This window comes from Mesorhizobium sp. WSM4819 (assembly GCF_055811215.1).
The window spans coordinates 182,197-196,119 of the sequence record NZ_JBVVQO010000004.1 but is presented as its reverse complement, the minus strand read 5'-3'; the positions used below and the strand labels follow the sequence as shown (position 1 = coordinate 196,119).

Genomic DNA, 13,923 nt, shown 5'->3' with positions numbered 1-13,923 from the left:
ATTGTCATAAACCAGCGAAAAGCCGCGAGCTACGCCGCATTCGTCATGTGGTTAAGGAGGACGACCAGCCGCTGACGGCCGGCCGTCATTCCCCGAGTTGGCCCTTGTAGTCGAGTTGGGCGAAGTCGGCCGCCAGCAATGGCGCGGCGAAAGATGTGGCGAGCACCAGCTCTCGTCGACGGTTCCCGATCTCGGTCCCATGCCGGTGACATTCGGTACGCGCCAGAGCTTTGGCCAAGAGGCCGACACCCTGCGCATATCCCGATCCATTCACCCTCGCGGCAGATCGTGCGAGGTCACGTCGGCGATTGCTTTTTTGACCCGGATCGTCTCGATTTTCTCGCCGGGACGCATTATGCCGATCACCGTTTCGATCTCGGGACAGCCATTTTTGCGGCATGCCAGCTCCGTGACGGACACGACGACATCGTCATCGAGCCCGCAAGCCCTGCGAACCCAGAGCTTGATCTGTCTGGTCTTCTCCGGAAGGGCAAGGCCGCGCGGGGCGAGTGGGTTCGCGAGACGGTTCATATCCAATCCCGTCCCGAAGACGAAGGCGCTCGGCAACGGGATAAAGGACGCGCGCTGTCGTCGGCCTTGCCCCTATGCATTCAGCGCCACCAGGGAGTCCATTTCGGCGCGGCATTTGAGGAAGCCGTCTTCGATCAGGTCTTTGGGCAGGTTGCGGCCGATAAATACCAGGCGGCTGACGCGCTTCTCCCCCTCTTTCCAGGGGCGCTGGTGGTCGCCTTCGAGCAGCATGTGGACGGCCTGAACGACAAAGCGGTGTTCATCGCCCTTGAACGCCAGGATGCCTTTCATGCGCAGCATGTCGATGCCGAATTTCTGTGTGATCATCTGGATCCACGGCAAGAACTTGCGCGGATCGATCGACGCTTCGGTGACGAGAGAGAAGCTGGTGACGTGATCGTCATGCACATGGTCGTGGCCCGCGTCGAGAAAGTCCGGCTCGACTTCGAGCACGCGGTTCAGATCAAACGCGCCGCGATCCAGAACCTCGTCGAGTGGAACGTTGCAACGTATGGAATGCTTGATCGCAGCCGTCGGGTTGATCCTGCGAATGCGCGCCTCCACTGCCTTGAGTTCGGCCGGCGCCACCAGGTCGGTCTTGTTCAGTATGACGATATCGGCGAAGGCGAGTTGCTCCTGCGCCTCATGCGCATGATCCAGTTCGCCGAGGAGATGCTTGGCATCGGCGACGGTGATGATCGCGTCGAGTGTCGTCTTCTGCCTGACATCGTCGTCGACGAAGAAGGTCTGGGCGACGGGGGCGGGATCGGCAAGGCCGGTCGTCTCGATCAGGATGGCGTCGAAACGGTCCCTGCGCTGCATCAAGCTCTCAATGATCCGGATCAGGTCGCCGCGCACCGTGCAGCAGATGCAGCCGTTGTTCATCTCGAAGACTTCTTCGTCGGTATCGACGATGAGGTCGTTGTCGATGCCAATCTCGCCGAACTCGTTGACGATCACGGCGTAACGCTTGCCGTGCTGTTCGGACAGGATGCGGTTGAGCAGCGTCGTCTTGCCGGCGCCGAGGTAGCCGGTAAGAACCGTGACGGGCATTTTCTGGGAGGCTTCAAGCGGCATAGTCGTCTCCGGATGTTGGATTGTTGCGGATTGAAGCTGGGTCAGGCGCGAGCCGATTGGATCGCCCGTAGACGGAAGGCCGGCGTCTGTTCAATGCGCGCAAGCCTCGCATAGACCCGAAAGCTCCACCGTGGCCGAGTTGGTTTGGAAGCCCTGCCGTCGGGCAATCCGGCGCAGCACCCGCTCCAATGCCGGGTCATGAACCTCACTTGCCCGCCCGCAATTCGCGCAGATTGCAAAGGCGGCGCGGCCATGGGTGCCGCATTCGCTGTGGACGCAGAGCGCAAACGCGCTCAGGCTCTCGATCCGGTGAACCAGGCCCTGCTCGACGAGCCGATCCAGAGCGCGATAGATCTGTAGCGGTGAGCGGAGCCCTTCCTGGCGAAGAAGTCCAAGCAGTTCATAGGCCCCCATCGGCCTCTCGGAGCGCGTCAGCGCGTCGAGCACCAGCTGCTGGTTGCGTCCAGGCATCCGCTGTTCCCTCGTATTCCAGGCAGTTTCGAGCACAATGGCGGGCGTCAGTTATAGTATAACATTTTGGATTGACGAGCGTGATAACATAACATAACGGATCGTCAAGGGCGGGGCTGACTTCGATGGCTCCCGCGGAGATGGATCGAATGGCTGCCTGTGCTGATCTTTCAAGACCTGACACTTCAAATCCTGACGCTGGGGCCACAACAGCGCGCCTCGATGGGATCGTGCAGGACGACGATCATTTGTCGGCGGGCACGATCCACATTCCCTTTTATCTCTGCCAGGGCGCGCGGCTGCTCGCGACGCGTCCGGCGCATCTCCCCCCCGAACCGCTTGAACAAAGGAGTCGATCGAATGTCCAGGACGCTAAAACTCGCCGCCGTGATAGGCGCTATAACAACGATGCCAATCGCTCCGTCGGTGGCCGCTGCCGAGAACCTCAGGGTTGTCGCCAGTTTCTCGATCATCGCCGATTTCGCCAAGAATGTCGGCGGCGATCGTGTCGACATCGTCACGCTGGTCGGCCCTAATGGTGACGCCCATGTCTACGAACCAAAGCCGGCCGACGCGGCAACCGTCGGTTCGGCCGACGTGGTGCTGGTCAACGGCCTCCAGTTCGAGGGCTTCCTCCAGCGTCTCGTCGAGGCGAGCGCCACCAAGGCGCCGATCGTGGAATTGACCAAAGGTGGCGAGGTGTTGCGCAACACCGAGGAAGAAGGTCATCACGATCAGGATCAAGCCGCCGAGGGCGGGGAAAAACACGCCGCGGCGGAAGAGGGCCATGAGGAAGGGCACCATCACCACGGCGAGTCCGATCCCCATGCATGGCAGTCCGTGCACAATGCCGAACTCTATGTGAAGAACATCGCCGACGCCTTCTGTGCCGCCGATGCAGCCGGCTGCGACACTTATCGGGCCAATGCCGAATCATACGGCCAGCAGCTCGAGGCACTGGAAGCGGAGATCAAGGCTGCCGTAGCTGAGATACCCGAGGACAAGCGCACGATCATCACCTCCCACGACGCCTATGGCTATTTCGAACACGAATACGGCATAAAATTCCTGGCACCGGAGGGCGTCTCCACCGAATCCGAGGCTTCAGCCTCCGACGTCGCGGCCCTGATCAAACAGATCAGGCAAGACAGGGCTTCGGCAATCTTCGTGGAGAACGTCACCAATCCGCGCCTGATCGAGCAGATCGCCAGCGAGACGGGCCTGAAAGTCGGCGGCGAACTCTACTCCGACGCCCTGTCGGACAAGAACGGTCCGGCTGCGAGCTATCTCGAGATGATGCGGCACAACATCACGACGATCAAAGGCGCGATCCTCGGAAGCTGACCGCCAGCCCTGTGATGGAAAGGCGGAGCAATCCGCCTCTTCGTCGATCACCAATAGTTATGTAATAACATTCAAGGAGAATATCGTGAGGACAAATTGGGCGTCAGCCACGGCCATCGCGCTGCTTGTGTCCCTATCAACAAGTGCTGCCCATGCCGAGGAGGTGACCGCATGGCGCCTCTTCATCTCGGACCACGCGGACCCGAAGGTGACCGTAATCGATGCGATCGATGGCGAAAAGCTCGACACGTTCGAGATCAAAGGGCCGGCGTCGCTCCATCGCAGCGAAAGCGGCAGGACCGTGTTTGCCGTGCAGGGCTCGGCCGGCGTCGTTGCCGGGATCGCGAGCGGCATTTCCTTCGAGGACCACGGCGAGCACGGCGACATCGACGTCGAAGCGCCGAAACTTGCCGGCGTCGAGATCACAGGCGAGAAGCCGTCGCATTTCGTCGAGCATGACGGAGACTTCGCCGCTTTCTTCGACGGCGAAGGTGTCGCCCGCATCATCTCCGAAAAATCGGTCCTGGAAGGCAAGCCGGATTTCAGGGAAGTGAAGACCGACGCGCCGCAGCATGGCGTCGCAGTCGCCTATGGCTCCCATGTCCTGCTTTCGGAGCCGAACCGGGAGAAGCCGGACGAACTCCCGGTCGGCATCAGGGTCGCTGACAAAGCCGGCGCGCCGATCGGCGGCATCCACGCCTGCCCAGACCTCCACGGCGAGGCGTCTTCCGGCAATATCCTGGCTTTCGCCTGCGCGACCGGCCTGCTTGTCGTCAGCCATGGCGACAGCAGCCCGGCGATCCGTCATCTGCCCTATGCCGACAGCCTGCCGGATGGCAAGACGACGACGCTGATCGGCGGCAGAGGCCTGCAATATTTCCTCGGCAACTACGGCGCCGACAAGGTGGTGCTGATCGATCCGACGATCGAGAGCGACGCATTCCGGCTGATCGACCTTCCGACGCGCCGCGTGCATTTCGCGGTCGACCCCGTTCGCGCAAAATTCGCCTACGTCTTCACCGAGGACGGCCAGCTTCACCAACTCGACGTGGTCAAGGGGGAGATCGCAAACTCGCTCAAGCTGACCGACCCCTATTCGATGGACGGTCACTGGAGCGATCCGAGGCCGCGTGTCGCGGTCGCCGGCGACAAGATCGTGGTCACCGATCCCCTGCAAGGCGTGCTGCATGTCGTTGACGCGACGTCGTTCGAGAAAACCGGCGACATTGCCGTCGAAGGCAAGCCCTTCAACATCGTTTCCGTCGGCGGCTCCGGTCAGACCCACGAAAGCGAATAGTCGCTCCTCCCAAGCGGCTGCCGCGCGTCCGGCCCATTCCTTCTCGGGCCGGACGCATCTTCTCCAACTCGCAAGGGAACCATGCTCGAGACACAGCAATGGGCGCATCGTCCGGCACCGATTGCAATTCAGCCAAGCCGTGCTGGGATCAGTCCGCGCAGTGAATTGCCGACGAACAGCGCTTTGGCCGACTTCAGATCATCCAGGCTGTAGATTGCTTCGCGTGCGCGGCCTTCGTCCAGCAATTCGCCGCGCAACACGCCAGGCAGCAAGCCGCAATCGAGCCGCGGTGTTGCCAGCGCGCCGTCGCCGAAATCGGCAAACAGATTGGTGATCGTGCCCTCACAGAGTTCGCCGCGCTCGTTGGCCAAGAGAACCTCGTCGGCCCGGCTGATCAGATATTCGGCGCGCGCCCGCTGATAGGTGTCCCGGCGGCTCGTCTTGTGGCGCAGCAGCGTGTCGCTTGATTGAAGCCGCACCCGCGCCAGTTGCAGCCTCCAGACCTTGTCGGCCGCGTGCGGCTCATAAGGCAGCGCCGAGACCGTCACCTTGCCGCTGCGCGACAGGACCAGGCGTGTGCGCAAGGCCATGTCAGGCCGGTCGACGGCGTTCCTGAGCATCTCGCCGACCTTCTGCGGATCGCAGGCAAAACCCAGTTCGGCCGCCGAGCCATAAAGGCGTGCCAAATGGCGGTCGAAACGGAGAAAGCCCTGGCCCGGCTGCCAGCGCATGGTTTCGATCAGCTCGAAATCGGCGGTGTTCCCGTCGCGTAGCGCGCTTTCAGCAGGCACTCCTGATACTCCTCCTCGGCCGTCGAATCGAAGACGACGCCGCCGCCGACATTGTAGACGGCCTCGCCGCTGGAAAAGAGCGATATGGTGCGGATCGCCACCGAAAAGCGCATCGTGCCGCCGGGCGCGATCCAGCCGATGGCGCCGCAATAGACGTCGCGCGGCGTGGCTTCCAGATCGTGCAGGATTTCCATGGCGCGGATTTTCGGGGCGCCGGTGATCGAACCGCATGGAAACAGCGCAGCGAATATCCGGCGGATGGTGAGGTCGGGCAACAGCTTGGCCCGCACGCGGCTCACCATCTGGTGGACGGTCGGGTAGCTCTCGATGCGGAAAAGCTCCGGCACCTCCAGCGTGCCGACTTCGCTGATCAGCGAAATGTCGTTGCGCAGGAGATCGACGATCATCCGGTTCTCAGCCTGGTTCTTCTCGTCATTGAGCAAGAACGTCTTCAGCCGCTTGTCCTCCGCCTTGGTCGCGCCGCGCGGGGCGGTGCCCTTCATCGGATGCGTCTCGATCATGCCTGCGGCGTCGATCTCGAAGAACAGTTCCGGCGAACGCGACAAGACGACCGGATCGCCGAGCGCGATCAACGCGCCGTATTTCACCGGCTGGCGCTCCGTCAGCGCGTCGAAGGCGGCCAGCGGATCGCCCGACCATTGCGCATGAACCGGAAAGGTCAGATTGCCCTGATAGCAATCACCCTTGCGAATGTGATTGTGGAGTCGGGCAAAGCGTTTTGCGTAGTCTTCCGAAGTCCAGGCGGCCCTGGCGTTGAAGATCGGGCCGTTGGTCGACGGCGCGTTGCCGGGCACAACCGGCTGTTCGACAGGCGCGTCGAAAATCCCCAGGCAGACAAGCGGGGCGCGGCGTCCGCCCGGCAGCAGCGGAACGAGCTTCGGTTCGAGCAGGTAGCCGGCCTCGTAGGAGAAATAGCCGGCCAGCCATTTGCCGGCGTCATGCGCGGCCTGCGCAATGTCCAGCGCCGGCAGGAAATCCTCTGCCTCATGCGCCACGATGATGTCGGCCGGCTGGTCGAAGACGAGCTGATGAGCGCGCTCGTCATTTCGAAAAATTGCAGAGGGCAGGGGCATGGGACTCGGATGCTGCGATCGGTGACGCCAGCTATCGCTCTATATGGCGGCTCGATCGCGCGCAATCGAGAGACCGGCGTCTCAAGACGCAAACGCAGCTAGTGCAAAAGCAAACCGGCGGCACCTCGCGGGCGTCGCCGGTCCCTTATGTGCTCGATGCCGGCAGGCAATTCAGGTGTTGCTCCCGGTCCCCGCGTTCGGGAAGCGGCGCGCGAATTCCTCCTCATCGCCGGCGGCAAGCAGTTTCGCCTGCTCGATCCAGCGCTCACGCTCGATGCGGCCGTCGAAGTTCAACGTCTCCTCGATCCGCTTGACGTCGGCGGCCGTCCAGGCCGCGATTTGCGCATAGGTCGTCACTCCGAGCCCGTGGAGCAATCGCTCGTTGGCCGGACCGATGCCGATCAGGCGGCGCAGATTGCTGGCTTTGCCCACCGCCGCCTTTGTTGTCGCGGCTTTCTTTGCCGCTGGCGCAGCGCTCTTTGGTGCATCACTGGTTTTCGATGCGGGAGGTTTTGGCGCACTTGCCTGCGACTCACTTGCCTGCGACGCGCTCGCTTTCGACGCACTCGTTTTCGATGCACTGCCCTTCGGCGCGGCTGCCGCCTTCACGGCCGCCGGTTTCTTGGACGTGGTCTTTGCCGGCCCGGACCTTGCCGGCCCGGTCTTGGCCGGCGTCGTCTTGGCGGGCGTCGTCTTGGCGGGCGTCGTGTTGGCCGGCGCGGATGTCGCCATCAATGCCGGCGGTGCCGGGATTGCTGCCTTTGTCGCACCGGTCTTGGTGCCTTGCGCCTCGCCCAACTGGCGCTCCAGGTCGGCGCGGGCGCCGCGGCATACTTCCAGCTCACGGGTCAGGCGGTCGGCGTCGGCGCGCAGCCTGTCGCGCTCGCTGCGGGTGCGGCCCATGTCACCGCGCAGGCTGTCGAGATCGCCACGCGGGCGTCCCCAGATGAACCAGCCAGCCAACACACCTACCAGGAACGCCAGGAGCATGTAGAAAAAAGTGCCCATTGTCTCTCTCCAGTCCGATCCATCTGCCGTGGCCTGGGACCTTGGCACAAGGACCATTCAATGGTGGCTCCGCTGCTCGTGGAACAGCCGGCTTAAATCGCGCTGTCGGCGACCGGCTTTCCTGCCATGGCCAACGGCGCTGTCGCAATCGTCGAAGCGCCGTGACCGGCCGAAGATTTGGCCGCGCCGACTGAGCTTGAGGCGGGACGCTATCATACAGCTTCCGGAAAGCTAACGGAAAAATTCCACGGAGAGTTATTTAAGAACAGGTATTTAGCGCAAGAATAGAATGGCCTCAATATGCACTGCGGCTAAACTGTTCTGTCGAACCTGGCTGTTCAGCGCTGTGCGTCAATTGTCCAAAGCTTCGAGCTCGTCGATCAGCCCGCCGATCACGCCAAGTCCGATCTGCCAGAAAGCAGGATCGGTGGCATCAAGACCGAAGGGAGCCAGGAGCTCGGAATGATGCTTGGTGCCGCCGGCGCGCAGCATGGCAAAATATTTGTCCTGAAAGCCACGCTCTGCATTCTGATAGACCGCATAGAGCGAATTCACCAGGCAGTCGCCGAACGCATAGGCGTAGACGTAGAAAGGCGAATGGATGAAGTGTGGAATATAGCTCCAGAAGACCTCGTAACCCTCGCGCAGCTTGATCGCCGGCCCGAGGCTTTCCGCCTGCACCTCCAGCCAGAACTGGCCGAGTCTGTCCGATGTCAACTCGCCGTTTTTGCGCTCGGCATGCACCTTGCGCTCGAACTCGTAGAAAGCGATCTGGCGCACGACCGTGTTGATCATGTCCTCGACCTTCTGGGCAAGCATGGCCTTGCGCTCGCGCTTGTCGGTGGTCTGGTCCAGCAGCGAGCGGAACGTCAGCATCTCGCCGAAGACGGACGCCGTCTCGGCCAGTGTCAGCGGCGTCGAGGCCATCAGCGCGCCCTGGCTTGCGGCGAGCACCTGATGCACGCCGTGGCCAAGCTCATGCGCCAGCGTCATCACGTCGCGCGGCTTGCCCATGTAGTTGAGCAGGACATAGGGATGCGCCGACGGCACGGTCGGATGCGCGAAGGCGCCCGGCGACTTGCCAGGCCTTACCGGCGCGTCGATCCAGTTGCGGTCGAAGAAAACCCGGGCAATCTCCGCCATATCAGGTGAAAAGCGCTGATAGGCGGAAAGCACCGTGTTCTTGGCCTCGTCCCAGCCGATGATCGCTTGCGGGGTTTCCGGCAACGGCGCGTTGCGGTCCCAGTGGTTCATCACTTCCATGCCGAGCCAGCGCGCCTTCATCGCGTAGTAGCGGTGTGACAGGCGCGGGTAAGCGTCACGAACGGCTGAGGCCAGGGCATCCACCACGCTGCGCTCGACGCGGTTGGCGAGATGACGCGAATCGGCAATGTCGGCGAAGCCGCGCCAGCGGTCGGAAATCTCCTTGTCCTTGGCCAGCGTGTTGGTGATCAGCGTGAACGTGCGCAGATTCTTGCGGAAGGTTGCGGCCAGCGCTTCAGAAGCCCGGCGGCGCACCTCGCCATCGGCGTGCTGGAGGCGGTTCAGCGCCGGCTCCAGGGTCAGCTCTTCGCCATCGATGTCGAAGCGCAGATCGGTCATCGTCTCATCGAACAAGCGGTTCCAGGCGCCGCGTCCGGTAATCGACTTCTCGTGGAGAAGCTGCTCGACCCGGTCTTCGAGCTGGTAGGGTTTGTCCATGCGCAGATCAAGCACCCACGGCCGGTAGTGAGCGAAGGCAGGATCGGCAGCAAGCGCGGTTTCGATCGCGGCATCGTCGACAAGATTCAGTTCGAGCGCGAAAAACAGAAGATGCGCGCTGGCGTCGGTCATCTTCTCCTGAATGTCGCCATAGAGCTTGGCGCGCTGCGGATCCGTGGTGTTGCCGGCGTAGATCAGTCCGGCATAGGAGACGATCCGGCCAATCAGTTCCTCCAGCGCCTCATAGGCGGCAAGCGCCTCGCCCAGCCTGCCGCTGTCGGCACGCTCCGCCTCGGCGGCGAGCGTGCCTTTCCAGCGGCTCTCGAAGCTGATGGCATCGGCGAGCGCCTTGGCGATGTCGCGTTTCAGCTCGGGGGCGTCCATGCCGGAATAGAGATCGGCGAGATCCCATTCCGGCAGATCACCAAGCTCCGCCGCGCCCTGACCGGACGCCGCCGCCGCAAGCTGCCGACTAAAAACCATGCTCATTGCCGACACTTTCCAGATTGTCAAAGGGCCAAAGAATCAAGGGGATGAGAAAGCCGGTCAAATCCTAAGCAATTCGTTCACCGGGTTTTTTGAAATCTTATTTAGAACCCTGTGCCAGGATGATCCATAGGGTTCCCCATTGGGTGGGCACAGTGGGGTGGGCATATTGGGCGAGCATCGTTGAACCAGTCATGACAGGTTCCATTCTCATAGTCGATGACGATCCCGTGCAGCGCAGGCTGCTCGAGGCGGCGGTGACGAAATTCGGCCACAGCGCGATCATCACGGATGGCGGCGAGGCCGGTCTCGATGCGCTCGACGGGCCCAAGGCGCGCGACGTGTCGGTGGTCATCCTCGACCTCGTCATGCCGGGCCTCGACGGCATCGGCGTGCTGAAGGCGATGCGTGAGCGCGGCATCCAGGTTCCGGTCATCGTGCAAACCGCCCAGGGCGGCATCGAAACCGTCGTTTCGGCCATGCGTCACGGTGCTTTCGATTTCGTCGTCAAGCCGGCATCTCCCGACAGGCTGCAGGCATCGATCGGCAACGCGCTCAAAGTCGAGGCGGTCGAGGGGGAAGTGAAGCGCACGTCGCGGCGGCGCGGCGGCCATCTGACCTTCAAGGACATGATCACGCACAGTCCGGCGATGGACCGGGTGATCCGTCTCGGCCAGAAGGCGGCCGCGTCCAACATCCCGATCCTTATCGAAGGCGAATCCGGGGTCGGCAAGGAGCTGGTGGCGCGCGCCATCCAGGGCAGCGGCGATCGCCGCTCCAAACCGTTCGTCACCGTCAATTGCGGCGCCATCCCCGACAATCTGGTCGAATCGATCCTGTTCGGCCACGAGAAGGGCTCGTTCACCGGCGCCACCGAAAAACACACCGGCAAGTTCGTCGAGGCGCATTCGGGCACGCTGTTCCTCGACGAAATCGGCGACCTGCCGCTCGACGTGCAGGTCAAGCTGCTGCGCGCCGTGCAGGACGGTGAGGTCGATCCGGTCGGCGGGCGGTCGACCGTCAGGGTCGACATCAGACTGATCTCGGCGACACACCGCAATCTTCTGCAGCAGGTCAAGGACGGCAAGTTCCGCGAGGATCTGTTCTACCGCCTGAACGTCTATCCGATCTTCGTGCCGCCGCTGCGCGACCGTCGCGACGACATTCCGTATTTGGTCGAGCATTTTCTGGACAAGGTCGCGCCCACCGGTCCACGTCATCGCCTGCACGGCATTTCAGCTGCGGCGCTCGCCATGCTGCAGGCCTACGACTGGCCGGGAAACATCCGCCAGCTGGAAAACGCCGTCTTCCGGGCCTCGGTGCTTTGTGAAGGCGATGTGCTGACCGAGGAGGAGTTTCCGCAGATCCGGGCGCAGGTCGAGGGCACCGTCAACCTCGATGCGCATGACTGGTTGCCCGCGTTGCCTTTGGTCACCGAGCCGCTGGGCGAGGGCGCCAATAATGGCATCGCTGTGACCGAGCTCGATCCGCCTGCCAGGCAGCAGCCCCGCTTCGGCACGCTGCGGGCGCTGGACGAACGCGGCAATGTGCGGGCGCTGGCCGATGTCGAACTCGAAATGATCAAGCTCGCCATCGACCATTATAACGGCCAGATGAGCGAAGTTGCCCGCCGTCTCGGCATCGGCCGCTCGACGCTTTACAGGAAGCTCAAGGAATATGGCATCGATCCGGAAACGGGCCGTATCGACCGGCTTGCTTCCTGACAGGCAAGCCCGGACCAGCTTGCCAACCTGGCATCAGGACAATCGACAGTCGCGAATCGGGCGTGACGCGGTCGGGACGCGCTTGCGGCAGTATTCACGCATTGAGGCGTCTGGTAACAGATCGTGTTCAGGCAAAGCCAGAAACATGATCTAAACCAGCAGTTTACCAAGAAACCCCGTGCAATATTTTTGACGGGATATCGCCACGGTGTTACCGCATTTCGGCTTCAATAAGCGATGATTAACCATTAGGATCGATATTCGGATGTGAACACCACCGCATCCGTTGGTCAAATCCGGGGACAAACGGCAGCCTGCAAGGCCTTTTGATTTGAACAAAGTCGAACGACACACAAACGGGCGGCACTATCACATGAGCGCCTGGCCGAGATGGCTGGCAGCGGTGATTTTCGCCTTAGGCTTCCTTACAGCGGCTGCGACCGGCGCCAGCGCCCAGACACGTTCGCTGAAACTCTACAACCTGCACACCAAAGAGAAGGCGGAGATCGTCTTCAAGCGCGGCGGCCGCTACGATCAGGCGGGTCTGAAAAAGATCAACGTCATCCTGCGTGACTGGCGCCGCAACGAACCGACCAAGATGGATCCGCGCCTGCTCGACCTGGTCTGGGAGGCTTATAGGCAGAGCGGCGCCCGCGACTATATCCAGGTCGTGTGCGGTTATCGCTCGTCGTCGACGAACTCGATGCTGCGCAGCCGCAGCAGGGGCGTTGCCAAGAAAAGCCAGCATACGCTCGGCAGGGCCATGGATTTCTACATTCCCGGCGTGCCGCTGAAGAAACTGCGCGACATCGGTCTGCGGATGCAGGGTGGCGGCGTCGGTTATTATCCGAGGTCCGGCTCGCCCTTTGTCCACATGGATGTCGGCAATGTGCGGCACTGGCCCGGCATCAGCCGCCAGGAACTGGCGCGCGTGTTCCCCAACGGCAAGACGCTGCATGTGCCGAGCGACGGCAAGCCGTTGCCCGGCTATTCACAGGCGCTCGCCTCGTACAAGGCGCGCAAGGGCGCCGGCGCTCCCGCCATCGAAATGGCCAGCGCGGGTGGCGGTGCCAAAAGATCCGGCGGTCTGCTGGCGGCTTTCTTCGGCGGCGGTGAAGACGAGGCCGATGACAGCGCCGATGCGGTGGCCGCGCCAACGCCGAAGTCAACCAATGTGAAGGCGGCGAGCGTGAAGCTGGCGAACGCCAAGCCGGCGCCGGCCGCCAGGGACAGCAAGCTTCCGGGCATTGCCATCGTGTCGCCTGAGGATGCGAAGCGCGCCGAGATTCCGCAAATCGCCGATGCGCCTGCTCCCGAACCGGAGGAGGACACGCCGGAAACGATCATCGCGGCGCTGCCGGCGCGCAGCGTGCCGCTGCCCGATTTCGCCCCGCGGCCGAAGGCCGATGTCGCTCAGCCGCCCGAAAACGTTCCGTTCGGCGTGGCGGATGCCACCGCCACCACCGAACAGGCGGTGACGACCGCGCAAGCGCCGGCGAACGCTCCCTTCGGCATGACCGAACCGTCCGTTGTCGCCGATGCGGCGCAGGTTGCCGCCAACAACATTCCGTTGCCGACCTGGCGCCCCAATCACTCGTTGCCGGCCGACCTTGCAGCGGCCGACCTTGCGCCGCAGGACAAGGCTGTGCTTCTGGCGCTGGCGGATACCGCCGGGCACGGCAAGACCGCTACCGATGTGTTCTCGGTGCTGCCGTCGGCTCGGCCCGATCTGGCCCAGCCCGAATTGGCCCAGCCTGACCAGGTCCAGTCTGCCGCAGTCCAGTCTGACGCGGTCAAAGCCGTCCTCGAACGGGTCAGCGCAACCGACGAATACCAGGTCGCTTCGCTCTCCCAGCCAAGCGCGGTCCTCGGTGAGCTGGCGAAGGGCAATGCCGCATCGCCGCGTGAGGCTGTCTTTGCCCGCCCGGCTGGCTCCGATCCGGCCGCGGCGATCGGCACGGGTGTGAAGACCACCCGCAAGGCAGCCAGGGCAACCGCCCGTGACCTGAAGCCTGGTCCCAAGTCCGTGGTAGTCGCCGCAGAGCCGACGGCGGCGCGCTGGGCGTTGAACAGCGGCGAGAATGTCGCCACCGTCTCCAGCGCGACGACGGCGCAGCGCTACGCCTACAATATCGTGCACACGCCCCCAACCGAAGTCTATACCGTGGGATTCCAGGCGGACGATCAGTTGGCCGACGCCAACCGGTTCACCGGCAAAGCCGTCAAGTTCCTGTCGGTCGCCCGCTTCAGGACCGAGTAGCGGATCGACCAACCAATAAAAAAAGCCGCGCCGGTAACCCGCGCGGCTTTTTTTATGCATGTCTAGGATTGGCCGAACCATCCTTCCACTTCGTCATCCCAGGGCGAAGCAAGGAGCGAAGCGACGCGGCGCAGACCCT

At 62.7% G+C, this 13,923-nt stretch carries 11 protein-coding genes; 4 read left to right on the top strand and 7 right to left on the bottom strand.

The window, feature by feature from the left end; translation table 11 throughout:
* Positions 1-270 precede the first annotated feature (270 nt).
* The 3 genes from AC0L18_RS06270 to AC0L18_RS06260 all read right to left on the bottom strand — a co-directional run bounded on the left by AC0L18_RS06270 (position 271) and on the right by AC0L18_RS06260 (position 2,079).
* The gene (locus AC0L18_RS06270; protein WP_473491098.1) at positions 271-531 is read right to left on the bottom strand and encodes a nitrate reductase; all 261 of its coding nucleotides are present in this window, start codon (positions 529-531) and stop codon (positions 271-273) included.
* 72 nt (positions 532-603) lie between these two features.
* Positions 604-1,608: a CobW family GTP-binding protein gene (locus AC0L18_RS06265; RefSeq protein ID WP_473491097.1), complete on the bottom strand. Its 1,005-nt coding sequence runs from the start codon at positions 1,606-1,608 to the stop codon at positions 604-606.
* A gap of 90 nt (positions 1,609-1,698) precedes the next feature.
* A complete protein-coding gene (locus tag AC0L18_RS06260; protein ID WP_128183636.1) occupies positions 1,699-2,079 on the bottom strand; it encodes a Fur family transcriptional regulator in 381 nt (126 codons plus the stop codon).
* Positions 2,080-2,439: 360 nt separating this feature from the next.
* On the opposite strand from AC0L18_RS06260, the gene aztC reads away from it, so the two are divergent.
* Positions 2,440-3,423 carry a zinc ABC transporter substrate-binding protein AztC gene (gene aztC / locus AC0L18_RS06255; protein WP_473491096.1) on the top strand — a complete coding sequence of 328 codons (984 nt, stop codon included), beginning with the start codon at positions 2,440-2,442 and terminating at the stop codon, positions 3,421-3,423.
* A gap of 85 nt (positions 3,424-3,508) precedes the next feature.
* A complete protein-coding gene (gene aztD, locus AC0L18_RS06250; RefSeq protein ID WP_473491095.1) occupies positions 3,509-4,720 on the top strand; it encodes a zinc metallochaperone AztD in 1,212 nt (403 codons plus the stop codon).
* 128 nt (positions 4,721-4,848) lie between these two features.
* Here the strand turns inward: aztD and AC0L18_RS06245 are convergent, their stop codons facing one another.
* The 4 genes from AC0L18_RS06245 to AC0L18_RS06230 form a co-directional block, all read right to left on the bottom strand.
* Positions 4,849-5,511 carry an aminotransferase class IV family protein gene (locus tag AC0L18_RS06245; RefSeq protein WP_473491094.1) on the bottom strand — a complete coding sequence of 221 codons (663 nt, stop codon included), beginning with the start codon at positions 5,509-5,511 and terminating at the stop codon, positions 4,849-4,851.
* Entirely contained in the window at positions 5,460-6,605 is a 1,146-nt protein-coding gene (locus AC0L18_RS06240) for an aminodeoxychorismate synthase component I (protein WP_027153236.1), read from the bottom strand. The genes AC0L18_RS06245 and AC0L18_RS06240 overlap by 52 nt, the downstream gene beginning before the upstream one ends.
* A gap of 171 nt (positions 6,606-6,776) precedes the next feature.
* Positions 6,777-7,613, bottom strand: coding sequence for a proton-conducting membrane transporter (locus AC0L18_RS06235; protein WP_473491092.1), 837 nt, complete (start codon positions 7,611-7,613; stop codon positions 6,777-6,779).
* A 351-nt stretch (positions 7,614-7,964) separates the two neighbouring features.
* Positions 7,965-9,803, bottom strand: coding sequence for a M3 family oligoendopeptidase (locus AC0L18_RS06230; protein ID WP_473491091.1), 1,839 nt, complete (start codon positions 9,801-9,803; stop codon positions 7,965-7,967).
* Positions 9,804-9,994: 191 nt separating this feature from the next.
* On the opposite strand from AC0L18_RS06230, the gene AC0L18_RS06225 reads away from it, so the two are divergent.
* Together AC0L18_RS06225 and mepK are read left to right on the top strand one after the other, a co-directional pair.
* Positions 9,995-11,524: a sigma-54-dependent transcriptional regulator gene (locus AC0L18_RS06225; protein ID WP_473491089.1), complete on the top strand. Its 1,530-nt coding sequence runs from the start codon at positions 9,995-9,997 to the stop codon at positions 11,522-11,524.
* Positions 11,525-11,897: 373 nt separating this feature from the next.
* Complete coding sequence (gene mepK / locus AC0L18_RS06220) at positions 11,898-13,784, top strand: peptidoglycan L,D-endopeptidase MepK (RefSeq protein WP_473491087.1); 1,887 nt, start codon at positions 11,898-11,900, stop codon at positions 13,782-13,784.
* The last annotated feature ends 139 nt before the right edge of the window (positions 13,785-13,923 follow it).

Bases quoted from the DNA above. Each gene is read 5' to 3' on its own strand.
- AC0L18_RS06270 (WP_473491098.1), bottom strand. From the start codon at position 531: ATGAACCGTCTCGCGAACCCACTCGCCCCGCGCGGCCTTGCCCTTCCG.
- AC0L18_RS06265 (WP_473491097.1), bottom strand. From the start codon at position 1,608: ATGCCGCTTGAAGCCTCCCAGAAAATGCCCGTCACGGTTCTTACCGGC.
- AC0L18_RS06260 (WP_128183636.1), bottom strand. From the start codon at position 2,079: ATGCCTGGACGCAACCAGCAGCTGGTGCTCGACGCGCTGACGCGCTCC.
- aztC (WP_473491096.1), top strand. From the start codon at position 2,440: ATGTCCAGGACGCTAAAACTCGCCGCCGTGATAGGCGCTATAACAACG.
- AC0L18_RS06240 (WP_027153236.1), bottom strand. From the start codon at position 6,605: ATGCCCCTGCCCTCTGCAATTTTTCGAAATGACGAGCGCGCTCATCAG.
- AC0L18_RS06235 (WP_473491092.1), bottom strand. From the start codon at position 7,613: ATGGGCACTTTTTTCTACATGCTCCTGGCGTTCCTGGTAGGTGTGTTG.
- AC0L18_RS06230 (WP_473491091.1), bottom strand. From the start codon at position 9,803: ATGAGCATGGTTTTTAGTCGGCAGCTTGCGGCGGCGGCGTCCGGTCAG.
- AC0L18_RS06225 (WP_473491089.1), top strand. From the start codon at position 9,995: ATGACAGGTTCCATTCTCATAGTCGATGACGATCCCGTGCAGCGCAGG.
- mepK (WP_473491087.1), top strand. From the start codon at position 11,898: ATGAGCGCCTGGCCGAGATGGCTGGCAGCGGTGATTTTCGCCTTAGGC.